Source organism: Pontibacter sp. 13R65 (assembly GCF_047525655.1).
Taxonomy (GTDB): Bacteria; Bacteroidota; Bacteroidia; order Cytophagales; family Hymenobacteraceae; genus Pontibacter.
The window spans coordinates 536,236-562,118 of record NZ_JBLIQL010000001.1; the positions used below are offsets into that span (position 1 = coordinate 536,236).

General features: G+C 47.2%; 13 protein-coding genes. 11 read left to right on the plus strand and 2 right to left on the minus strand.

Going from position 1 to position 25,883, the window contains the following annotated elements:
• Window positions 1-356: 356 nt before the first annotated feature.
• Both ACMA1I_RS02405 and ricT read right to left on the minus strand, forming a co-directional pair.
• Window positions 357-833 (minus strand): gliding motility lipoprotein GldH, encoded by a 477-nt coding sequence (locus ACMA1I_RS02405; RefSeq protein WP_337066641.1) that lies wholly within the window; start codon window positions 831-833, stop codon window positions 357-359.
• Window positions 826-2,115, minus strand: coding sequence for a regulatory iron-sulfur-containing complex subunit RicT (gene ricT, locus ACMA1I_RS02410; protein WP_337066642.1), 1,290 nt, complete (start codon window positions 2,113-2,115; stop codon window positions 826-828). The genes ACMA1I_RS02405 and ricT overlap by 8 nt, the downstream gene beginning before the upstream one ends.
• 371 nt (window positions 2,116-2,486) lie before the next feature.
• Between ricT and ACMA1I_RS02415 the strand changes: the two genes are divergently transcribed.
• The 11 genes from ACMA1I_RS02415 (at window position 2,487) to ACMA1I_RS02465 (ending at window position 25,808) form a co-directional block, all read left to right on the plus strand.
• Entirely contained in the window at window positions 2,487-3,908 is a 1,422-nt protein-coding gene (locus ACMA1I_RS02415) for a hypothetical protein (protein WP_337066643.1), read from the plus strand.
• Window positions 3,905-4,963, plus strand: a complete 1,059-nt coding sequence (locus ACMA1I_RS02420) for a polysialyltransferase family glycosyltransferase (protein WP_337066644.1) — start codon at window positions 3,905-3,907, stop codon at window positions 4,961-4,963. The genes ACMA1I_RS02415 and ACMA1I_RS02420 overlap by 4 nt, the downstream gene beginning before the upstream one ends.
• A gap of 562 nt (window positions 4,964-5,525) precedes the next feature.
• Complete coding sequence (locus ACMA1I_RS02425) at window positions 5,526-9,527, plus strand: LamG-like jellyroll fold domain-containing protein (protein WP_337066645.1); 4,002 nt, start codon at window positions 5,526-5,528, stop codon at window positions 9,525-9,527.
• 296 nt (window positions 9,528-9,823) lie between these two features.
• A complete protein-coding gene (locus ACMA1I_RS02430) occupies window positions 9,824-10,909 on the plus strand; it encodes a glycoside hydrolase family protein (protein WP_337066646.1) in 1,086 nt (361 codons plus the stop codon).
• 286 nt (window positions 10,910-11,195) lie between these two features.
• On the plus strand, window positions 11,196-13,379 hold the full coding sequence (locus ACMA1I_RS02435) for a hypothetical protein (protein ID WP_337066647.1): 2,184 nt from the start codon (window positions 11,196-11,198) through the stop codon (window positions 13,377-13,379).
• A gap of 107 nt (window positions 13,380-13,486) precedes the next feature.
• Complete coding sequence (locus tag ACMA1I_RS02440) at window positions 13,487-14,686, plus strand: glycoside hydrolase family 88 protein (protein ID WP_337066648.1); 1,200 nt, start codon at window positions 13,487-13,489, stop codon at window positions 14,684-14,686.
• A gap of 355 nt (window positions 14,687-15,041) precedes the next feature.
• Entirely contained in the window at window positions 15,042-16,343 is a 1,302-nt protein-coding gene (locus ACMA1I_RS02445) for a pectate lyase (RefSeq protein ID WP_337066649.1), read from the plus strand.
• A gap of 337 nt (window positions 16,344-16,680) precedes the next feature.
• Window positions 16,681-20,112: a LamG-like jellyroll fold domain-containing protein gene (locus ACMA1I_RS02450; protein ID WP_337066650.1), complete on the plus strand. Its 3,432-nt coding sequence runs from the start codon at window positions 16,681-16,683 to the stop codon at window positions 20,110-20,112.
• 817 nt (window positions 20,113-20,929) lie between these two features.
• Window positions 20,930-22,597: a BamA/TamA family outer membrane protein gene (locus tag ACMA1I_RS02455; RefSeq protein ID WP_337066652.1), complete on the plus strand. Its 1,668-nt coding sequence runs from the start codon at window positions 20,930-20,932 to the stop codon at window positions 22,595-22,597.
• Between the two features lie 249 nt (window positions 22,598-22,846).
• Window positions 22,847-23,179 (plus strand): DUF1801 domain-containing protein, encoded by a 333-nt coding sequence (locus ACMA1I_RS02460; protein ID WP_337066653.1) that lies wholly within the window; start codon window positions 22,847-22,849, stop codon window positions 23,177-23,179.
• 151 nt (window positions 23,180-23,330) lie between these two features.
• Complete coding sequence (locus ACMA1I_RS02465) at window positions 23,331-25,808, plus strand: glycoside hydrolase family 31 protein (RefSeq protein WP_337066654.1); 2,478 nt, start codon at window positions 23,331-23,333, stop codon at window positions 25,806-25,808.
• The last annotated feature ends 75 nt before the right edge of the window (window positions 25,809-25,883 follow it).

A 25,883-nucleotide genomic window follows, 5' to 3' on the forward strand; every position in this document is an offset into this window, starting at 1 on the left:
ACTTTTCTTGTAAAAAAATAGGAACGTAACATGCTTGTGTTAACCCGGCCTGGTTGTGCCGAATGTTTTTTAGTTTGTTTAATATGACCCTTGTACGTGCAGGTTGTATTTGAGATGTGGAGAGTTAAGGTGATTTTTTTTAATTCAGAAGGGCCGCAGAAAACAAGGCTTCAGCAGCAGGATTATTACTCTTAATAGCATAAAAATAGCTTGAAAAAGGAAAGATAAAAGCGCTGCACCTTCTGCAAAAGAGAAGGCGCAGCGCTTTTATGGAGTGGATTTTAATTACCAGTAAGTATGAAACAAGACCGACAACAAATTTAGACAAAAGACAATTTCTGTCTAACGGCTTCTGTCTACTTGCTTTTTTGAGCTACCCGAACACCAACGGCCAGTATGTTAGCCAAAGGATCTCGGCGCATATATTGAGTGAGCTTTAATTTGTAAGTTCCCACTTTACGAAACGACACATCCTTTATGGCCAAAGCCTGCAGATCGAATATGTTGCTAGAGCCTTTGCCTAGTGGTTTGCCTGTTTTGGGGTCTAACAATTTTAGCTCATGTAGTGCCGCTGAGTGCTGGAGACTATCTGGCCCCAGAAGTTGGTGTTGCATATAGAGGTTATAAAACTCATACGACAACGAGTACCGCACATTAAAATATATATCGTAACGCTGCGTAGTATCCTGGATTTGAAATTCAAAATCCTGGTGATTGTCTACATACCAGTTGCCTTCCGGCAAATCTACGTTCTGCTCATATACACGTGCCGGGTCGCAGCTCGCCAGCGAAAAAAACAGAAGAGCCGCCATCCATAAAGCAAGTTTATGCATTGGTGCCTGGTTTTGGTTGATCAGGTTTTTTGCCTTTATTAAATGGTCTTCGCGGCTTTTGCTTGCGCGGCTGTTGTGAAGCATCGCCGGAGGCAGTTTGGGCCGGTTGCGCATTCTGAACAGGCTGAGCGGCTTGTTTTGGAGCGTTACCACCTTCAGTTTTGTTTCTGTTTTTCTGATGAAACGGTTTCTGCTTACGGTGTTGTGGTTGCTCGCCGGCTGCTCTGGGCTCTGCTGCGGAGGCAGGAGCCGGTTTAGCCGTAACAGCACCATCCGGATTCGTTTTCTTTTTCTTCTTTTTCTTCTTTTTACCTGATTTAAATTTGTCGTCAAGACGCTCCAGGTTACCTTCTACCTGCGTTACAAATTCGTTTTGCTTTGGTTCTGGAGGTGCTTCCTGTAGCAGGAATTCTACCACGGTGCCTTTTGCATTCAGCTCCTGAATTTCTTGTACTCGTGAAGCCGGCACCGGATACCAGTTATTGTCGCCCCTGAAGCCAAACCACATCATCTTTTTGAATATGTCAGTTTTCTGCAAGATTGCATCGCCTTGCTTTGTCTGAAGTGGCCGGGAAACAGTAGGTATGTCTTTTAAGGCTACCATATAAGTTTCCAACTCATAATTCAGGCAGCATTTCAGGCGGCCACATTGCCCCGAGAGTTTGCTTGGGTTAAGCGAAAGGTTTTGGTAACGAGCAGCTGTGGTAGACACGCTTTTAAAGTCGGTGAGCCAGGTAGAGCAGCAAAGCTCGCGGCCACAGGAGCCTATTCCTCCCAGTCGGCCCGCTTCGTGGCGCAGGCTAATCTGGCGCATCTCAATCCGGATCTTAAACTCCTCAGCTAGTTTTTTAATCAAGTCCCTGAAGTCTACACGGTCGTCGGCAGAATAATAGAAGGTAGCCTTAGACTTATCGGCCTGGTACTCGACATCTGAGAGCTTCATTTTGAGGCGCAGGTCCTGAATGATTTCACGGGCACGGTACATGGTAGTGCCTTCGAGGTCGCGCACTTCATTAAACTTCTCCATGTCGCGCTCGTTGGCTACCCGGTAAATGCTTCGGATTTCCTCGTTATTATCGACCTTCTTCTTCAGCATTTGCAATCGCACCAACTCGCCTTTCAAAGACACATGGCCTATGTGGTGCCCGTTTGGCACATCTACCACTACGGGGTCGCCTGTAATGAGCTCTACCCGATTCGGATTCCTGAAAAAGTCTTTGCGACCACCTTTAAAGCGTACTTCTACAATATCAAACTCCTCAAATGCTGTTGGTAAGTCCATATCACTTAGCCAATCAAACACGTTTAGCCGGTTGCAACCTCCTGTGCTGCAACCTCCGTTACTTTTGCAGCCGGCTGGGCTGCTATCAGCGGTGCTGCTCTTGGAGCCGCATCCGCCACTAGAACATGAACTACATCCCACAATTATATCTCCTATATATTAGCCAGGCTAACGGTTGTTTTCTTTTTTTGATAATTAACAAATATACTAAAATTTTGAGCTTTTGATTTCTCACTTACTTTTTCTGCTCCCGAAAGCAACAGTGTTCAATACAAATTGGTGCAATTTTTTTCGATAGCTATGAATATCGCACAAGGAGAATGTGGATATTTTTTTGTACAGTCACCAAAATTATAGTTTAATTTTAGGCGATGCTTCGAAAATTACTATCAGATGCGGCCATTTATGGCTTGGCGGCCCAAGTGCCCAGGTTAGCGGGGGTGCTTACACTGCCAATTGTTACGCCGCATTTAACCACTGAAGATTATGGTATTGCAGGAGTAGTGGTAGCTTTAGTAGCGGGTTTAGGGTTTTTACAATATTTAGGACTGGCCGTGGTTATGGTCAATTCATTTGTGAATCATCCCTTACGATACAAATGGATTTGGCGGCAGTTGCATGGATTTATTTCTATCTGGACCTTACTCTACGGTTTGCTTTTGGCTTTAGTCATTTATTTAGTGGTGCCCGTTGGGGCAGTAGGCAACAAAATACAGATAGCGCTACTTTTTGCAGTGCCAGTCATGTTTTTCTCAGCTACAGAAGTACAATCGAATGTATTTTTCCAACTTTCGCAAAGACCATTACCTATTGCTATTCGCTCGTTCGTTGTAGGCTTTGTTGTACTGGCTGTTAATGTTTACAGCATAAGCTACTTAAAATTAGGCTATCTAGGTTGGTTCTACGGACAGTTTTTCGGCACAGTGGTAGGCTTTCTCTTCAATGCCTATTTTGTTTATGCTTCGGAGCACTTATGGCCAATCTTTAATTTTAAATGGAACAGGATCAAAAAATCGTTACGAATTTCTATTCCTGTTATTCCCCATCATATGTCTTTTTTTCTATTAGATACTTCTGATAAACTTGTAATGGGGATGCTCCGGGTGGCACTGCCAAAGATTGGATTGTATAATGTCGCCTCCAATTTCGGTAGCTACTTTGCCTCTGCCAGCAGTGCTGTTGTGCAGGCGGCAACGCCTATTTACATGCAGTACTATTCCCGCAAAGGAGATAAAGAGGCTGCACACCAGGTTCGACGTATTACCTTTTCATTACAAACACTTTTTATGGTGGTTACATCTTTAGCTTGTATTTGGATGAAAGAGGTGTTTAAAGTTTTAATAAAAAATGATTCGCTACAGCAGGCATATCCGATAGCAATTGTTATTCTGATGGGGTACAATTTTAGGCCTTTGTACTTAGCAGTTATCAATCATTTAAATTACCTGGAGCATACTGATAAATTTTGGAAAATATCAACTGTGGCGGGAGTCGTAAACGTAATATTAAACTTTTTACTAGTCCCTATTTACGGATATAAAGCTGCAGCTTTTACCACTTTTGCATGTTTAATGTATATGGGGTATGGAGGGTTTTACCTTAAAGAATATAAAAAAAGTGCTTTGATCAATTTCTATCCGATGCTATGGTTAAGCCTTAATATATTGTTGTTGGTAATGGTGTACTATTTAGTGACGGTTGCATTTCTTTATAAAGTTTTAGTGACAATAGCTATTTCTGTTGTTGGTATAACAAGTATCTATGTATTGCAGAGGAGAACAAATGCAGTATGAAACACCTATTTTATATACATAGTTATATAACTTATTATGTAAGTCTGGAGATTGTTAAGTATAAAGAAATTCCTTTTCCTGATTGTGTATTTATGTATGGAAGAGGTTTTGAGCCTTCTACCAATTCAAAAGCGGGCACTGAAGTTCATCTTCCCTATCATCATTATCCTCACAATACATTTTTTTTAGAAAGGCAATTTTGGAAAAGTTGGAGTAAACTAAGAAAATTTGATGCCTTCCTCTTTAAGTTGAATAATGGAGACAAATTTCATCTTTATACTAATCAGACTGGTTTGGATTTCATAAAGCTGATTCTTAGTCACGCGAAGTGCCAAGGCTACTCCTTGATAGAGGAAGGACTTTATTCTTACTATACTTTTGATATCATCAACAAGGTAATATGCCCCCCGGTTGGCCGCCGAAGTATGTTTTATGAATTGTTGATCCGTGCGAATTTTGGCCGGAGGCTAAAACAAAAAAGATACTTCATGGAATCGGGATATGAAGCTGTATACGGTATTCACCCAAAAGCTTTTCCTGGATTCAGGAACAGACATATACTTCCTTTCCCATTTGGCACAGTAGCCGATGAGTCATCTACAAATAAGCAAGCAGTATTGATACTTGATTCTTTATTAGATTATGGTGTGATTCGTGAGAAAGTTTTTTTAAATGCGTTGCAGAAGGCATTAGATTACTTCGCGAAGTATGGAATTGAAAGGCTATATATTAAGTTTCATCCCAAGCAATATCGGAATCCAGATCGTTTAGCACAGCTAAAAAAGGTCCTTTCTACATCAAAGAAGGCAATAGCTATTTCTGAAATAGGTCAGAAACAGAGCTTGGAACTTTTGGCCGCGGATGCCTCAATAAAGAACCTAGACTTTTATGTCTTCTTAAGTTCAGCAGCCCTATATGCCACTCTTTGTGGCAGAAATGCGTATTCTTTTGCTTATTTTATTGCAGAAGAAGATCCTGGATTTCTCGATCGCATAAACACAGTGCCACAGATTTTTAAAGATTTGGTCAACTTTATAGGTAAGCCAAAAGATTAGTACTGTTAGAGGAATCCTAGGTTAAACCGCATAGAGCTGCACTCTCGTGAGCCATTCTCTACCAGCATGATCTAAAAAGTGACACCGCTTGTCCCTTCATGAATGGAGCGGATGAAGCCGGGGGAGAGATCTTGTGTGCCGAAAATTCAGAATAATAACAAATACACTCATCTGATACCCTTTTCTAGATCTGTCGTGTAAAAGCAAAAGCTTAGGATATAAAACCTGCTGTTATATCCTAAGGAGGGGCTATAATTAAGTATCTTTTTTATACCTGTTTTAGGCGTTTTGTGCCGCGAGAATGCCGAACATGTATGATTTTCGAATAGAGTTTAGTGCCATGCAGGACACAGCAGGATATTCATTAAAAGATAGTTATTACATTTGTTGTATATAAAATAACAAATGTAAGTTAGCATAAAAAAGTACGGCTAACTTCATCAGGCTCCTTTTAACCCCAGTCCTCCACAGGACCAAATCACCAGGAAAGTTTCATTTTCTGAATCAGCCTTCCAATACTTCCTGCCACTAATTCTTCAATATACACTTAACCCATTCTTGCATGAAAACAATTTACTTAAATGTTCGAAACATGCTTTTTCTGCATGTTCTGCTGGCGCTCTTTCTGCTTCAGCACTCATCCATTCAGGCGCAAACACTCGCTTTTCCGGGGGCAGATGGTTTTGGGCGTTATGCGCCCGGAGCGAGAGGGGCAGCCTCTCAGGAAGTGTATGTGGTCAGTAATCTCAACGACAGCGGCCCCGGCTCTTTTAGAGAGGCAGTGAGCCAGCCAGGCCGGTTCGTAGTATTTTCTGTTGGCGGCATTATCCGCTTAAACTCACCCGTAGTTGTTTCTCCTAATACCACCATTGCAGGCCAGACAGCACCCGGTGATGGGGTTGTAATTTATGGCCGCCGGGTAAGCTTTTCGGGTGCTGATAACACGATTGCCCGTTATTTAAGAATCAGATTAGGTAACAATGCCGGAGCTGGTCGCAACGAAGATGCCTCTGGTATTGCCAATGGCGCTAACATGATTTTTGACCATATGTCTTTTTCCTGGGGCTTAGACGAAGTGTTTTCTATAAACTGGGACGGAAAAGGAAACGAGCCTACTAATATTACCATACAAAACACCATTATTGGGCAGGGGCTACACCGCCACAACCACTCGGCCGGCGGCTTAATGGAAACGCCCAATGGAAAAATCAGCCTGCTGAAAAATTTGTATATCAGCAACAAAACGCGTAACCCTAAAGTGAAGGGCGTAAACGAGTTTGTGAACAATATCGTGTACAATTACGGCAACGATAATAATCCGATGGGCCATACCATTAGTGGCGATGGCTATATTATGGGAGGTTCGGGCGCTGTGTCTGAAGTTAATATTATCAATAATTACTTTGTAGGTGGCCCGCTTACACCAACTAGCAGGAGCACACCTTTTTCGAGAGGAACCGGTACGTTTAACCTGTATGGGGCAGGCAATTATTTCGACAATAATAAGAACGGTGTACTGGATGGTACTTTGGTGCCTTACAATGAATCAGGCTATCCGGGTATAAGCGAAGATGGCTTCAGAACACAACCTTATGCCTACCCCATGGCAACCCCTACATTTACCGCAGAAGAGGCGTATGAGTGGGTGATTAACACCGTTGGGGCTACCTACCCTTACCGCGACCAGGTAGATGCATTGATGGTAGACGAAGTGGCATCACGTGGAACAAAAGGACTGTACGTGTACCTGGAGAGCGACTTGCCACTTGCAAACGGAGGATTGGGGGAAGTTTTTGGCGCACCTGCCCCACTCGATACAGATGGTGACGGCATACCTGATGCCTGGGAAGATGCACATGGCCTTGATAAAAATAACAAGGAAGATGCAGTGGCTTATAGCACCGAAAGCCCAGGTTACTTAAACATAGAAGTTTATATCAACTCTTTAATAGACTCACCTGCCCCGGTGTTTCTGAAACCACCAACAGAGGTAACACTTACAGCCACTTCCGTAGAAGAACCTGCCTCCAGCACGGTGGTCATCAACTGGAAAGACAACTCAGAGGACGAAGTTAATTTTGTAATTGAGCGCTCCTCCGATGGTAGCAACTTTACTGTGGTGGCCGAACTGGCTGCCAACACCACCTCTTATACTGATACCGAAGGACTGATTCCGAATACCACCTATTATTACCGCCTGAAAGCTGTAAACGAGGAGGAGGTTTCAGATTATAGTGTGGTGGCCACCGTGCAGACACCGCCCATACCTACGGCTCCGGCAGTTGCCTCAGCCCCGGCCCCGGCCAATAACTATCAATACGCCAGCCTTAGCAATGCGGCACTTACCTTAACATGGGCCGGAAGCGACAATACGACCACCTATGATGTGTACTTCGGCACTACCGCAGAAAACCTTACCAAACAAGGTGAAGTAGCCTACACAGCAAACCCGATCTTTACCTTAACAGACCTTGCCGAGAATACAACTTACTTTTGGCGCATAGACGCCCGCAATGAAAAAGGTACTACGGCGGGCACAGTATGGACATTCCGAACTGCCAGAACCATTCCAACTGGAGTAGTGGGGCATTGGGCATTCGACGAAACAACATCAGAAAACGATCAGATTCTGGATTCATCGCCTTATGAGAACCATGGCGTGCTGGGGCTTGATGGAGAGGACCAGAATATACGGGTAGCAGGCAAAGTAAACACCGCCCTCGACTTTTCCACTGCTGCCGCCGATATGTATGCAGTAAGCATACCAAATGAAGATCAGTTGTTTCTGGACCAAAGCTCTTTCTCGCTTTCTTTCTGGATGAAAGCAAAAGCAGACATGCTGCCGCAAAACAATAATTCCAGCGCCTATCTGCTGGCTAAAGGCTCCTTCACCAGAAACGAAACAACAGGCGCGACCGGCAAGCGCTTTAACATCGAATTCAAAAACAAGCAGTTCCGATTTGCTATAGACGATGACAACGATGCCAACGGAGGAGGTAAAGATGAGTTGCAGACAGATGGCACACCTTTCTTTACTGAGGAATGGGTGCATGTGGTGGCTATCAGAAACGTAGAAACTCAGCAACTGCAGCTATACCGCAACGGCACGTTTGTGAGCGAAGTAGGCATTACCAAAGCGCTTTCGGGTATTGGCGAGGCAAGTGCACTCATCCTTGGGAATATAGGGGAACTGGAGTTTGAGGCAACTTCCGCTACGCCTGCTCCCTACAAAGGGATGCTCGATGAGCTGAAGATTTTCAACTACGCCCTGTCGCCGATGCAGGTAATGGAGCAGTACCACATAAGTCCGCTTCCTTTGCAGACCTTATCGCCGACTCCTGCACATGAAAGCCGTATAACTAGTGCCAACAGCACTACCTTAGCTTGGGAAGGTGGCTTAAACACCACTGGTTATAAACTCTACTTTGGCACAGACAACACCAACCTGACTTTCTTGGCAGATGTACATGTAGATAATAATGGCTACCAGGTAGATGATCTTACAGCTAATACTGTTTACTATTGGCGTGTAGATGCAGTAGGAGACGGAGGCACAACCACCGGTACAGTTTGGTCTTTTACAACAGCTGCCTTCGAAACTGGTCTGGTTGGCCACTGGAAACTGGATGAGACAAGTGGCATTGAGGCGGCAGATGCCAGCATCTACCAGGCTACCGGTATCCTCACCGGCATGGACGATGCTACCTGGACCACGGGCAAGCATCAGGGTGCATTACAGTTTGGCAACCCAGCCAGTACAGGTGGTATTGTGGTGCCGGACGCCGAGCAGTTCAGGTTCGACGAGAATGCCTTCTCCATCTCCATGTGGGTGAAAATTCCGGCCAACACCTATGTGTATTCAGCCACAGACGGCAAAGACACTTACCTTATTCATAAAGGAACATTTGAGCCAGGCACCGGTAAATGGTACGGCATCCAGTTAAGAGATGGAAAGCTGACATTTGCCATAGACGATGGCAGAACTAAAACAAACATCGATGTAAATGTAGCTGGCGACCCTTACAACTTCTTTAACAACGAGTGGCGGCATGTAGTAGCAGTAAGAGACATAGAAGCTAAGCAGATCAGGTTATACATAGATGATGTACTGGCAGGTTCCAAGAGCTACACCACGCAAGGCATAGGAAAGGCCGATCCGCTCCTCATCGGGAATTCTACAGAGAACAAACCTTATCGCGATGTAATGGATGATGTTCGCTTGTACAATTATGCTTTATCAGAAACTGAAATAACTGCTCTGTTCAGTCAGGTACTTAGCTCCAGCCTACAAAGCTCCGTTTCCGGAAGCAATTTGAATACTTACCCGAACCCGCTTTCCGGCAAAGCAACAATAGAATTTAAGCTGATGCAGCAAGGCGACTATACTCTTGAAATTTACGACTTAAAAGGTGCTTTGGTGGAGCGAGTTGCTGCGGGCAAAGCAGAGGCCAACAAGCCGTTTGCTCATGAGTTTAATGCCAGCAACTACAACTCCGGTGTGTATGTGGTAAAACTGACAACTGAGAAGGAAGTGGTAGCTAGAAAAATTGTAGTGCAGAAATAAAAAGCAGGCACTTATTTTTTAGTTGCAAAAGCAGAGATAGCAAAAGCCAGCTGTTGACAGAAAGCCCCGATGTTTTACGGGGCTTTCTGCTCTCTCTGCCAGCAACACAATTAAAATCCCAGGTACTACGCTGGTTTTATAGAACAGCAAATGCAGGCAATACTTGTTGTACCTGTTAAGGAAGCACCCCTTACCGGATACAGCAGGATACTTATTAAGCTAACAATCAGTAGTTTTAAATGGGGCAGGAAAAGGCCTCTTTTGTAGTACAACCTGCATTTGAGTACCAAATTACTATGGATAGAAGAAAATTTCTGGGTGTCGCTGCTGCGTCGCCATTCTTATTTTCATTTGCTCACTTGGCAGAACAACATGCTGCTGTGGCAAGTCATGGAGGTAAAGCCTCGGACTTTAGCAAGAGGCTGAAGCCAGTAGGTCGCGTGCTCGAAATGGAAGGCTATTATGTGTGGGGCACCAGTCCGATTATTGGGCCCGATGGCAAAACACATGTCTTCTTCTCGAGGTGGGCGGCAGAAAAAGGGATGGGTGGCTGGATTAACAGCTCAGAAATTGCACACGCCGTAGCCGATACGCCTGAGTCTCCGTTCAAGTTTGTTTCTACAGTGCTGGCTCCGAGAGGAGAGGGCTTCTGGGATGGCACCACCTGCCACAATCCACACATCAAGTTCGTAGATGGCAAATATTGCCTGTTTTACATGGGCAACTCCAACCGCAGAACCAATACCAAACGTGTTGGCTTGGCCATAGCAGATTCGCCTTATGGACCCTGGCAGCGCCCCGATAAACCGCTTGTAGAAGCAGGACCCGAAGGAGCCTGGGACGACCACTGCTCCTCTAACCCCAGCTTTGTGAAACATCCCGATGGCAGGTATTTTCTGTACTACAAATCGTGGAACACATACGAATATGAAAACTATACCGATCCCAAAATAAGAGGTAACCGCAAATATGGGCTTGCCATTGCCAAAAGCCTGCAGGGCCCTTACACCAAATACAAAGGCAACCCGATAATAGATTACTCCGGTCATGGCAACAACATTCAGGCAGAAGATGGCTATGTGTGGCAGGAAGATGGGAAGTTTAAAATGGTGATGCGCGACATGGGCATCTTTAACCACCAGTACGGCCTGTACCAGGAGTCGCCGGATGGTATAAAATGGAGTGAGCCTGAAATTGCCTACTACAACACCGATCACTACTTTAAACAACCACCGGCCCAAAAGCACCTCTCGAAGTATGGGCGTTTCGAAAGACCGCAATTGCTGCTGCAAAACGACCGGCCCACGCACCTGTTCTTAGCCTCCCAGGGAGGAAAATATATGACATCGAGTGCTTTTGTATTTCAAATAGAGCCAAAGTAACTACCAGCATGTACAGCAGGCAGAACTACGCTATTTAAAATTTTAGAGGATGGCCCTAGAGGCTCGGAAGGCTTTTTTGCATCCGGAAGGCCCCTTTTATTAGAATAATTTGAGGAGTAGGGGCAAATAAAAATTAGAAAAAACGAATGGCTCGCCAAAGAAGCGAACACAGGAAAGGCCAGGTGACTTAGGCCCTGTGCCATATGTCTCATTTATGCCTCGGGAAGGGGTATTTCATTAGAACAATTTGATAAAAGATAAACAAACCTTATTATACAAACCTGATATGAGAAAAGGCTCGGCCAATACCATTAAGTTTGCTGTGGTTTCAGCCATGGCAATTCTTTGGGGATGCAGCGTTTCGGATAACACCACCGGTGCTGACCCTGGTAAAATAGACCGGCAGGCACTAGTGACCCGCCATAACGTGACGCTCACTCAACCAGATACACTGGCATCGCTCTCAGTAGGCAATGGCGATTTTGCATACACCGTTGACGTATCGGGGCTGCAGAGTTTCTACCAGGACTACGACAACGGCGTGTCGCTGGGAACACAGTCGCAGTGGGGCTGGCACTCGGTGCCAACCGACCAGAACTACACGCTCGAAGATGTAGCCCGCTACGACACGGCTGCAGACGGCCGGGTAATTCCGTTTCCGGTGCAGCACAAAGGCACAGGCCGCAAGGTAGATGCCATGAACTACCTGCGCACCAACCCGCACCGCCTGCACCTGGGTATTGTAGGGCTGGTGCTGCTAAAAGAAAACGGAGAGCAGGCCGCCATGCACGAGCTCCAGAACATCAACCAAAACCTGAACCTCTGGACCGGTAAAATAGAAAGCAAGTACGAAATTGAAGGCGTGCCGGTAACGGTGGAGTTGTTCGGGCACCAGGAGAAAGACGAGATTTCGGCGCGTGTTACTTCGCCGCTTATAGCCAAAGAGCGCCTGAAGGTGTTCTTTAAATTCCCGTACGGTGCCGACTGTCATGTGTGCCCCGGTTACGACTGGGAAAAACAGGACAAGCACACCACCACCCTGGCCATGTCGGAATCTGGCGCTAACCAGGTGCAGCTAAAGCGGCAGCTTGATACCACAGTGTACTACACCAACGTGCGCTGGGACAAGAAAGGCCAGTTCACCGAGAAGGAAAAACACCATTTTGAGTTGATCCCGGCCAGTAACAACGAAAGCCTGGAGTTCAGCGTGCTTTTTAGCCAAAAGCAGACAAAAAATTTGGCTGACTTTAAGGAGACACAAGCCAGCAGCGAGAAAGAATGGAAGCGGTTCTGGACAGAAGGCGGCGCGATAGACTTTGCAGGCTCTACCGACCCACGGGCGCATGAGTTGGAGCGGCGGGTTATCTTGTCGCAGTACCTCACCAAACTGCAGTGCACCGGCGACTTGCCCCCACAGGAAACCGGCCTTACCTTTAACAGCTGGTACGGCAAACCGCACCTCGAAATGCACTGGTGGCATGGCGTGCACTTCGCCCTCTGGGACCGCCTGCCTTTGCTCGAGAAGAGCCTTCCCTGGTACACCAAAGTGCTGCCGAAAGCCCGTAAAACAGCGCAATGGCAAGGTTATGAAGGCGTGAGGTGGCAGAAAATGACTGACCCTTACGGTGCCGAAAGTCCATCGAGCGTAGGCCCATACCTGATCTGGCAGCAGCCGCACATTATTTACTTTTCAGAACTGATTTACCGGCAGAACCCAACAAAAGAAACACTCGAAAAATACAAAGAGCTGGTGTTCGAGACCGCCAAGTTTATGGCCTCTTTTCCCACTTACAGCGAAAAAGACCAGAAGTATCATTTAGCTGCCCCCATTATTCCTGCACAGGAATTGTTCCCGGCTAAGGAAACCAATGACCCGCCGTTTGAGCTGGCGTACTGGCACTTTGGGCTGTCGGTGGCGCAGGAGTGGCGCAAGCGTTTGGGCATGCCCGAAGACAAAAAGTGGCAGGACATCATCAACAAGCTTGCTCCGCTGGCTATAAAAGATGGCCTATACCTGCCAAGTGCTACGCATCCGCAAGCCTACACCGACGATTTCTACCGCCGCGACCACCCGGTAGTAGTAGGCGCTTATGGTTATCTGCCTTTGAGCGCCAAAATCGACACGGCCATAATGATGAACACCTACAAAGAGATAGAGCAGAAGTGGCAGTGGGAAACTACCTGGGGCTGGGATTACCCCATGATGGCGATGAGTGCCGCCAGATTAGGCGCTCCTGAAAAAGCCATAGATGCCCTGTTCATGGATACCCAGAAAAATACCTACCTGCCAAACGGCCATAATTTCCAGGACGAGCGACTGCGTATTTATCTGCCTGGCAATGGTGGCCTGTTAACAGCCGTAGCCATGATGGCAGCAGGCTGGGACGGTGCTCCCGACAAAGTAAACCCCGGCTTCCCGGACGATGGAACCTGGAAAGTAAGGTGGGAAGGACTGCACAAAATGCCGTAGGCTGCAGCAGGGCTGTGCCAAATTAGAAATTCAAAATTAAAAATCAGGAATTAATTATGAATTAGGATGGCACGAGCGTCTTCGCTGGCGCTATGAACAGATAAAGAATGCTAACCAAAAACAACCTACTTCTGCTATGGCTACTGCTGTTAACGGCAGGATTCGCCAAAGCCCAGCAGCCAAACACTGGCAAAATCTCCACAAACCTGAAGTGGTCGGAGCGGATGGCACTGTCTATCATCAAAAATAACCCGGAGCCCTGGATGATCGAGTTTTCGAAGCAACCGGTCTGGAGCTATCCGCAGGGGCTTGTGCTGCACGGGTTTGAGAAAATCTGGCGGCAGGACCAAAAGCAGCACCAGCATTACTTCGACTACATAAAAGCTTACGCCGATAAACTGATTGATGAGAAAGGAAATATCAAGACCTATGATGCCACCAACTTCAACATAGACATGATGAACTCCGGCAAAATTCTTTTTAACCTCTATGAAGTAACCAAAGACGAGAAGTATAAGATAGCCATTGAAACGTTACGGGAGCAGATGAAGTGGCAGCCACGCACCACCGAAGGCGGCTACTGGCACAAACTGCGCTACCCCTGGCAGCTGTGGCTCGATGGTGCCTACATGGGGTCTCCGTTCCTGGCGCAGTACGGAAAAACTTTCGGCGATAAAACCGCCTTTGATGATGTGGCTAACCAACTGCTGCTAATGGAGAAGCATCTCCGCGACTCCAAAACCGGCCTGCTGTACCATGGCTGGGACGAGAGCAAACTTCAGCCCTGGGCCGATCAGCAAACTGGTCGTTCACCAAACTTCTGGGGCCGTGCCATAGGCTGGTATGCCATGGCTATTGTAGATGTACTGGACTTCCTGCCACAGGACCACCCGAAACGCAAAGATGTTATCGGCATACTACAGCGGCTGGCACCGGCGCTGCAAAAATACCAGGATGTCAAAACTGGCTTGTGGTACCAGGTGGTGGACCAGGGGAACCGCGAAGGCAATTACCTCGAAGCCTCTGCCTCTAGCATGTTTGTGTACGCACTGGCAAAAGGGGCTAACAAAGGCTATCTCGATAAAAGCTTCAGACAAGTAGCTGAAAAAGGTTTTAAAGGCCTTACCGAACAGCTGATAAAAGTGCAGCCAAACGGCGAAGTAAACCTGACGCAGGTGTGTGCTGTGGCTGGTCTAGGGGCAGGTCGCGATGGCTCCTACGAGTACTACGTGAACGAAAAAATACGCACCGACGACCCAAAAGGCACCGGCCCCTTTGTACTGGCAAGTCTGGAGCTGAACAAATAAGGTATTATAAAGACAAATGAAGTGGGATACAGCACCTTAGGTTTTTTACAGATCATTCTTTTCGTTTCCTCTTACAGGGAACTAACAATATGTTTGGTATGATCATTTTCTAAAGGTTAACAAATTTAAAGATCCTGGATTTTGGAGCAAACTTCTTTCAGAAACAAATTAACCAAATAAAACCGGCTCTCTAAAGAAGTATGCTTCTATTGGTGCTGCTGCTTCTAAGTGCGATTTATAACTTCAATGATGTAAGTATAATAGAGTATCAAAAATTTTTCTATAACTAATGTTAGTTATTTAAATAGGTGTTATAAGGCACATTACATTATAAGTATCAAAATCATAAGAAAGTATGAAACAAAAAAACTCCTTCACTAAAACATTCGGCACTCTGACACGTGCTGCCTTACTTTCATCAGCCATTTTTATCTCAAATGATCTGGCGGCACAGCAACTGGCATTTCCGGGAGCCGAAGGGTTTGGGCGGTTTGCTACAGGCGGCAGGGGCGGGGAGGTGTACCGTGTCACCAATCTGAACGACAGCGGCCCAGGATCTTTTCGTGATGCGGTGAGTAAACCTAATAGAACGATTGTGTTTGATGTGGGTGGTGTAATCCGGATAAAGGAGCGCATCATTGTTTCTTCTGATATTACCATTGCCGGGCAAACGGCTCCCGGAGACGGCATTACCATTTATGGCAACGGCCTATCTTACTCCAACGCCAACAATTCTATTACCCGCTACATCCGAATCCGGATGGGTAAAGTAGGCGATGATGGCAAAGACGCCATCGCAATTGCATCGGGGCACGATATCATTTTTGACCATGTGTCGGTATCGTGGGGCAGAGACGGCACATTTGACCTGAACGGTGACGTTAGCAATGTGACGCTGCAAAACTCCATTATTAGCCAGGGCCTGCAAACGCACTCTACCGGCGGCTTAGTGCAGTCTACTGGTGGGGTTTCTATCCTGCGTTGCCTCTACATCGATAACCATACCCGTAACCCTAAGGTAAAGGGCATTAACCAGTTTGTGAACAATGTTGTTTATAACTGGGAGGTTGGTGCCTATATTCTGGGAGGCTCTGCAGGTCGATCTGATGCGAATATTGAGGGAAATTACTTTATCAGTGGACCAGGATCTAAAACTTCCCCACCATTTTCCAGAGCAACCGAAACGTTCCATCTTTTTGCAAAAGACAACTACTACGATGCCAACGTAAATGGCAAACTCGATGGAGCGGCAGTCGCTAAAGCTGACTACGGCCCCGTTACCTGGAAAGAAAAACCATTTGATTTTCCGAAAGTAACTACCCTCACGCCGCCGCAGGCCTACCACAGAATTATAGCTGATGTAGGCGCATCGTTGCAACGCGACGAAGTAGATAAGTTTTTGATAGATGAGTTGCAATCGCTCGGCACCAAAGGCAAAACTATTAGCGATGAAATGAGCCTGCCTACCGCAGGTCCGGGTGTGGTAAAAGGCGGCAAATCCCTGACAGACTCAGATGGCGATGGGATACCCGATGCCTTGGAGAAGAAAAACAAACTAAATCCTAAAGATCCCACCGACGGCAGCATCATAAATAAAGACGGTTACTCTAACCTCGATAAGTACCTCAATAGCCTCGCAGGGAAAGATGCCGTGTAACCCCAAGCTGTAAAAGTATTAAAATAGCTCCGGAAGGCCATTTTCATTAGAATAATTTGAATGATTAGAAGGTATGAAATTTCAGAAATGTAAAGCTGAATAGAGCTTTGCGTTGGCTGTGCATTCTGAAGAAATATGAGAGAGAGGTGCCTGATGCACCGGCAGTTTATCTTGTCATACCTCAGACACAATTTTTGATAAACCCAGAATAACAATATTCGGCATCTATTGCCTATCCCCAAAAAAGCCGAAAAACCCTCCGGAAGGCCCTTTTCATTAGAATAATTCTGATTGCCAATCCTATAAATTCTAAAAACAAACTTAAACCCATGAAAGCATGAGAAAATTCGACCCAGAAAATGTATCCGCTTCAGGTAAACCAGTAGGTGTTGGAACGAGCAGTTCCGTTCGCTTCCGCTATGTTTTTGCCTCTAGTATGTTCGCCTTTTTATTGTTGCTGGTGCAGTTGTCTTACGCCCAGAAGCGGTATGTAGAAAAGCTAAACCGCGGCGTAGTTGCCGTTCGGACAAGTCCTGAATCTGTGTTTGTGAGTTGGCGTATGCTGGGCACCGACCCAGGAAGTGTAGCCTTTAACGTGTATCGTGGCGAGACCAAACTAAACGATGAACCCCTTACTACCTCCACCAATTACGTAGACAATACCTCCGACAATGGCTCTTACCATGTGCGTGCCGTAATAAAAGGAGAGGAGCAGGCTCCCTCTGAGGCGGTTACTGCCTGGGCTGGCGAGTACATGAGCGTGCCGCTGCAGCGCCCCGAAGGTGGCACCGTAAATGGCAGTAGCTATACCTACTCCCCTAACGATATATCGGTAGGAGACCTCGATGGCGACGGCGAGTACGAGCTGATTGTGAAGTGGGACCCTTCCAATTCTAAAGACAATTCGCAGAACGGCCATACAGGCAAAGTTTTTCTCGATGCTTATAAAATGAACGGAACGCACCTGTGGCGCATCGATTTGGGCTGGAACATACGTGCCGGAGCACACTACACGCAGTTCCTGGTATACGATTTCGACAGCGATGGCAAAGCCGAGGTAGTATGCAAAACTGCAGATGGCACCATAGACGGTGCCGGTATTGTAATTGGAGATGCAGCGGCAGATCACCGGAACGCGAATGGCTATATTCTGACCGGCCCGGAATTCCTGACCGTTTTTAATGGCGAAACAGGTGCCGCCATGGCTACCACAGATTATTTGCCGGGCAGAGGCAACGTGTCGGCCTGGGGCGACAACTACGGCAACCGCGTAGATCGGTTTCTGGCTGGCGTAGGCTACTTCGATGGCGAAAAACCAAGCATACTGATGACACGCGGCTACTACACCCGCAGCGTACTTGTGGCCTGGGACTGGCGCGGTGGCCAACTGACCCAGCGCTGGACTTTTGATAGCGACACCCCCGGCAACAGCGCCTATGCCGGGCAAGGCAACCACAGCCTCAGCATTGCCGATGTAGACGGCGATGGCAAGGACGAAGTAATATACGGCGCGATGGCAGTAAACCACGATGGCACCGGCATGTATTCTACCGGGCATAAACACGGCGATGCAGCACACGTTTCGGACTTGGACCCTGACCGGCCTGGTCTGGAGGTATATTCAATTCACGAAACAGCGGCTACGCCTGGAGCCTCTATGTGGGATGCCCGCACCGGTGAAATTCTCTGGAAAACAGCCAACGCCGATGTAGGCAGAGGCGTGGCAGCCGATATTTCGGCGGAGCACAGAGGAGCAGAGGCCTGGGGCTTTGGAGGAGTGCGCAATGCGAAAGGCGAGGTAATTTCAACCAGCAACCCTGCCTCCACAAATTTTGCCATTTGGTGGGACGGCGATTTGCTCCGAGAGTTGCTGAATGACAACCGGATAGACAAATATGGTGTGGGCCGACTTCTAACAGCCACAGGAGCAGCCTCCAACAATGGCACCAAAGCAACGCCTAACCTGCAGGCCGACCTTTTTGGCGACTGGCGCGAAGAATTTATTTTGCGCGATGAGAGCAATACCAGCCTCCGCATTTACACCACCACTATTCCTTCCAAATACCGTCTTTACACGCACATGCACAACCCGCAGTACCGTGTGGCTATTGCCTGGCAAAATGTAGGTTATAACCAGCCCCCGCACGTAGATTACTTTCTGGGTGATGGCATGAACCTGCCGCCTCAGCCGGAAATACGACTGGCCGGTACCTCCGAGGTGCCCGAAAACACCAATAGCCTGCTGCCGCCCTCGCACCTGCGAGCCACAGAGATTGCTTTCGAATCTATAAACCTGTCGTGGCAGGATAATGCCGAGAACGAAACCAGCGTGCTGCTCTACCGTTCGCTCGACGAAGAAACCTTTACGCTGCTGGCTACCTTGCCTGCCAATACCACCACTTACCTTGATGAGGAACTCACTCCTGATACCCGGTATTATTACCGCTTGCAGGCCACTACCGCTGACGAAAGCTCTGCTTTTAGCATACCAGTAGCTTTTAGCACCAGGGCGGTGCCAACGCCTCCGGCTGCACCATCTGCACCGTCGCCGGCTGATGGCTCTACCTACGCCGAAACCGACAGGTTAAACCTGCGCTGGACCGGAAGCGACAACACCGACACTTATAAAATTTATTTCGGCACAACCGCCGATAACCTGCAACACCTGGGCGATGTAACAGCTACTGCTTCCGAAATTATAACAGTGGCCAGTAACACCACCTACTACTGGCGCATAGATGCTGTAAACGAAGTAACTACCACCGCTGGACCTGTCTGGTCTTTTACGACACAGGAGCTGAACCAAACCGGTATCCGCGGCGATTGGCGTTTCGATGCAACCAGCGGCACCGAAGTGACCGATGAAAGTGAGTATGCCAACCACGGCGAAGTGAAGAACATAGAGAACCATGCATGGGTAGAAGGCCGACTGGGCAATGCCATCGACCTGGCCAATGCGGAGGCAACAAGTCATGTGCACGTACCACACCAGCAGCACCTGTTCTTCGATGTTAACTCCTTTACCGTATCGCTTTGGGTGAAAGCTCCTGCACAAACGGAGCAGTCTTACCTGTTTCATAAAGGTACCTTCGCCCGAGACGAGGCAGCAGGTGCCACCGGGCAATGGTTCGGGTTGGAGGTAAAAGACAACCTGATCAGATTTGCCGTTGACGACGATATTACCAAAAGCGAAGTAGGGACTAACAATGCCACTTTCTTCAACAACGAGTGGGTGCATGTGGTAACCGTGCGTGATGTAGAGAACAAAAAACTGCGCATCTACCGCAATGGGGTTCTGGCGCAGGAGGTTAACGATAATACTAACACCGGCATTGGTCAGACAGAACCACTTATCATCGGCAACAACAGTAACCTGGAAACGCCATTTAAGGGAATGCTCGATGAATTTAAGATCTTTAACTACAGTTTGTCGGAGGCTGAAATTATGGCGCTTTATAACAACACCGTAACAAGCACAGCGACAGAGGCAGCCAATGCACACATGCTCCAGCTGTACCCGAACCCCGCCACCGACAAGCTTAACCTAGCCTTTACCCTGGATAAGCAGGAGGAGGTAACCATTACGGTGTATGACCAACTACATGGCCGTAAAGTGCAGCAACTGGTAAGTTCCACTATGGCAGCCGGAAGCTACAGCCTGCAGCTCAGTGCCAACGATGCACGTTTCAGTAAACTTGCTGCTGGTGTGTACCTGGTAGTGCTGCAAACTCCTACCCACCGCGTTGTGAAGCGTCTGGTGAAGCAGTAGAACTTATAGTATAAAAAAAGAGGCAGGTCGTTTATGATGGCCTGCCTCTTTTTTGTTTTGTGAGTAGTGGAGCATATATATGAAGTATGTTCGGTAGTCCGCTTATAGTTATCTGTTAAATTGCCTTTCTGAAAGATAATTTGAACGAAAATTTACGTTTGCTACTGGTTTATACTTGAATTGAGTTCAAAAAATGTCCGGTTTGAATATGCTCTGCGATACATGGTATTAATAAATTACCAGTTATTAACAGAGTCGGCTTCTGCACTGAGAAATTTATTCATGACTTTAAATAATTGCAGGAGATGGCCCTGCTGTATTTAGAGGTTTTGCAAAGCTGTGAGTAGGCAACTGAAAAGTTAAACAGAAGTTTACACGTGTTGTTAGGTATTTACAAATATTGAGGCGTATTCTTGTTTATTATTACGTCTTCAAGTAAATACTGTAACGAACCCTTCTCCATATGAATTTTCGGCTTCTACAAATAGCGTGGACTCTAATTATTCTATTTTTACCTGCCGTTACGGTGTATGCTCAATCCAAAAGCTCCCAGGCTTCTATCCTGGATACGGCTCGATTGTCGTCCAGCAATTATACATTGCTGTTTGGGCAGGGATTCCTAACGTTACTTAACCCTACAAACGGAGAGCACATTTGGAAAGGCGAATGGAAAGGCAGCGACATACCGGAATACATAATATGTAGTTCGGATGGGAAATGGCTTATTATGAGTTCTTGTGAATCAGGATCTACTATAGTATATCCTCTTTACTCAACTGAATATCTGCCAATAGAATTACCCTTATCAACCTACCATGTGACCTTTAGTACAGACGGTAGCCAGGCATATTTTTTACACGACAAAACCTTTTGGAACTCCACACTGTCCTTGTACTCTACTGCTGGCTGGGAGCTTTTAAGGGAGAGAAAGGTGACTGACTACACCCTGGAGCTCGCCATAAACCGTAATGATAACATTCTGATCGCTTCTACCCAAAACAAGCTCATCAAGACCATGGATCCCCACTCCCTGGAGGTGCTGCATGTAGAATGGGAGTTGGAAGCGCTGGATAATTTGATTTTCCATCCCGTTTCCCCTACCATATATGCGGGCATCACTTCTGAAAAAGGTATACAGGTTAGGGATTTAGCTACAGGCGAGGTGATGCTATCGCTACCACCCATGGTCATTCCATTTGCAGACATTCACTTTACAAAAGATGGTAGTTATCTTTTAGCCTTTAATGTGGCTGGGCAATTGCTTGCCTGGAATTTAGAAAACAACGAGATAGGCTATACAATTGATATACTTGGGCATTGGGTGGCCGAAGGAAAAAACGATGTAAAAATTATACACGACGAAAGTATATTTGGATTAACTGATGCGGCCAGTATTCACCAACTTAGCAGAAAGTCAATAAATATGACACATCCTGACTTTGTGGTTAGCTCCAAAAAGAAAAACCGTATTGCTCCCCTTCCGATTGTAGGTTATTCGGCAGAAACCCGACTTTTTTTGGGCCTCACCTTAGATATAGTTCTGGACAACCCAAATCACATCACACCCACTTCCAGGTTTTCGAGGCCTTCTACGGTAATGCCTATCTTTTTTTACGGGTTCAGTGGTATCTGGTCTGCAGGGGTTAAAAGTGAGTTTTACCATATTGATAAATGGTATTTCTACAACCACCTCAATTATGTTCGTAACAATCAATCTGCCTATTTTGGCATGAGAAACCAGGTTACTGATATAGATGCTATCCGCTACAGCAACAACTTAGCCAACTGGCAAGGAGCAGTATCCAAACTAATAATGGACCAATTTCTTGTCGGGCTGAGGTACGAGATACGCAAAGAGAGTCCTTTACAGCTGCGCGACACTCCTAATTCTCCGATCCGGGATTTAGAAGGCGGTTTTATGGCCGGAATTGGTCCGGTCGTTAGGTGGGACACCCGCAACAGTATTATCTTCCCATCTTCAGGACAATCCTTGGAGGTGTCCTATATGCACTACGGGAACTGGTTGGGTGCCGATTATTCCTTTAATAGCTTTATGCTGGACTTCCGGCAGTATGTACCCCTGTCCGGTATTTCGTCGGGTAGCGCATTGGCCTTGCAGCTGCATTATCATAATGTGTATGGGGGAGAAACGCCATTTTTTATGCTTCCGTACTTGGGCGGAGATCGGCTGATCAGAGGAGCCTGGCGCAATCTGTACCTGGAAAAGCAGTCTATTATGCTGCAGACAGAACTGCGTTCCGATTTCAGTCGGGCGGATCCTCGGTATGGTTATGTCGTATTTGCCGGGATTGGTGATGTGGCAGCAAATTTCTTTAGAAGTTATAATCCTGAAATCATCGGTGTAGGAGGAGTAGGTCTAAGGCAGCAACTGGTTCCCAAGCTTAAACTGCAGAGCCGGTTGGATTTTAGCTATAGCACCCGGGGAGACTGGGGCATACTTGGTGGCATTGGGGTGTCTTTTTGACCTGAATAAGAAAGAGTGCTCCAATTTAATTTTTAGAGATATATGGCCTCTGCAAAAGGAGCACGAATTTGCCTCTTCTTCACCTGCCGCTCCTGGTCTTCAGAACTTTCAGTGGGAGTAATCCTGGCTTTGTTAACTCAAATTCCAGAGCAACTTGCTACCTCAACATGAAGGGTGTATTTTGCAGGCATAGTAGTGTTTGCCGCTACAAATAGATAAAACCATTTTCTCACAACCAAACCATACCTTATGAACCCCCAGGTTACAGAATACATCAACAGCGCGTCAGCCGAGCAGAAAGAGATGATGGAAGTGCTGCGGCAGCTGATTCAGGAGAGTGTGGCTGGCGTAACAGAAGAGTTTAAGTGGAGCCGACCTGTGTTCAGAACCAGCAAAGACTTTACTTATTTCAAAACAACAAAAGCGTACCTGACCTTAGGGTTTTTCGATTTTACAAAGCTGAACGACAAACACAATAAACTACAAGGCACAGGCAAAGATATGCGGCACATAAAACTCAAAAAAATGAGCGACATAGACCGCGAGGAACTGCAGGAGTGGTTTAGAACTGTAGCGGTGTAGCAGCTGTTTTTGCTTTTTCATCTCCCTTCCCACAGGATATAGCAGGATGCAAAGGTTGGATGGTTAAGCTATCTTCGGAATAACAAACATTTGTACATGTTTTGCATCCGTGTTAGAACCTTATTTTCTGAAATATCTTCCCATTAGAAGCATGAATACATTTCTCCAACGTTTTACCTTGCTGTTAATACTATTGAGTTTGCCTCTTATCAGCCAGGCGCAACAAACGGATGCAGGTAAAATCACCTCAAAATTAAATCAGCAGCAAGACACCTTTACCTTCTCGACCGATAAGGCTGATGTAATGCTGGAGTTCTGCACCGCCGACATGATCAGGGTGCGCACCAGTTGGGACAGGGAGTTCGAGAACGAAGAGTCTTACATGCTGACGGGGACTAATTGGGGGCCGATAAAAGTAGATGTAAAGAAGAAATCGAAATTTTTTGAACTGAGCACCGATAAGTTGCTGGTCCGCCTGAACAAGTCGCCGTACAGCATCGAGATATTTAACAAGCAGGGCGATTTGCTTTCTTCGGAAGTGGTGGCAGAGGCGGCAGGAGGTGCTTACAAGGCCGATAAAGTAGTAGGCACACGCAAAAAGCTAATGCCCGATGAACACTTTTTCGGCTTTGGTGAGCGCATGGACTTTACAGACCAGCTCGGTAAAGAAGTGAATCTGAATGTAGGCCGTGGCACCAAAAGGCCGCATATTATTGGGGCCTACAACGTAATGGAAGCAAATTACGCGCCGGTGCCGTTTTTTATGAGTACCAGAGGCTACGGCATTTTTCTGCACAACCCCTACGCCACCCGCTGGGACATGGGCAACTCCCGCTCCGACTCCTATGCCTTTGAGGCCGCTAACGGTGAACTCGACTACTACTTTATCTACGGCCCGGACTTCCCGGCTATTCTGAACCATTACACCAACCTTACCGGCAAAGCACCGCTGTTGCCACGCTTTGCTCACGGGCTGCACGTGGGCACCTACAGCGGCGGCACCTGGGGGCATACTGAGCATTCGTCTACCGAGTATGTGGTGGAGCTGGCCCGCAAGTACAGAGCCATGGGCATTCCTGTTGATATTCTGCATCTCGACTCTACCTGGCGTATGTTCGGCAAGAGTGGGGGCAATGGTGCCACCTCTTATGAGTGGCGCGAAACCATGAAGAACCCGAAAAGCATGTTCGACCAGCTATACGCCATGAACCTGAACATGGTGGGCCTGCATATTCGGAGTCGCTTCGACAACGGTATGGAAATTAACCTGCTCGACCAGGCCCGCGAAAAAGGGTTTGTATACCCCGAAGAGAACAAGCCAGGGGAGATTGTGAACTTCTTCGATGAGAATGCCATAGACTGGTGGTGGGATAATGCCGTGATGCGGATTGCCTCTATTGGTGCCAAATTCCTGAAAACCGACGAAGGCAGCGCCTTTGGCCGCGTAGCCAACGAAAGCGACAAAGTAGGCCCGACCGGCGAACGGGCGCAGCGCCTGCACAACATCTTCCCGCTGGTGTACGCCAAGGCTCCTTACGAGCGCTTCAGCAAGTACAACAACATGCGTGGCATGAACCACACCCGCGAAGGCTATGCCGGAATTCAGCGTTACCCTTTTATCTGGGCAGGCGACTGGCCAAGCGAGTGGCAGTACTTTGGACCTGTTATGAAAGCAGGTATCAACATGGGCCTCTCCGGCGTAAGTTACTGGACCCACAACATGGGCGGTTTTGAGCACAAAGCCGATCCGGAGCTGTATATCCGGTGGGTGCAGTTCGGCATGTTCAGCCCAGTGGCGCACGTGTTCGGCATGGACCACCCCGGCTACAAAGAGCCCTGGAACTACGGCGACGAAGCTCTGGCTAACTTTACCAAATACGACAAACTGCGCTACCGCCTGATCCCGTACATCTACAGCAGCGCCTTTAAAACGTATCAGACGGGCGTGCCGATAATGCGGGCGCTGGTGATGGAGCATCAGCAGGATGTAAACACCTATGCCGTAGAAGATCAGTATATGTTCGGCGACAACATGCTCATTTGCCCTGTTACCACCAAGGAAGCCAAAACCCGTGTGGTGTACCTGCCGGAAGGGGAGTGGGTGGAGTACTGGACCGGCAACAGGTTCCAAGGCAAAAAGCATTACAACATCGTAACGCCACTCGACCAATTGCCTATTTTCGTAAAGGCAGGTTCTATTATCCCGATGCAGGACGAGGTGCAGTTCGACGACCGTAACCCCTGGGGCGACATCACGTTCGATATATATCCCGGAGCGGCGGCTTCTTTCGATCTTTTTGAGGATGATGGTTTAAGTGAGGAATACAAGCAGGGCAACTACAGCATCACCACCGTTAGCGCCAACACCTCCGGCAACAGCACCGCCATAAAAGTAGGAGCCGCTACAGGCAAATACCAGGTGCCGAATAGAAACTATATCCTGAAAATACATCAGGAGAAAGCGCCAACAAACTTGCAAGCCGGATTAAAAAAGCTGGCTACTACCACTGCTGCCAAGTTTGGCGAGGCAGGAGCCGAAGGCTGGTATTACGACCAGGAGGCGAAGCTGCTGTGGGTGAAGTCGAAGAAAGCGGCAAACGAAGAGCTGGTGGTTACTGTTTCTCACTAAAAGCCTTGAGCCTGAAAGAGCAGAAAACGACTTGGAAGGCCATTTTCATTTAAATAATTTCAGTTGGTTAGTTAT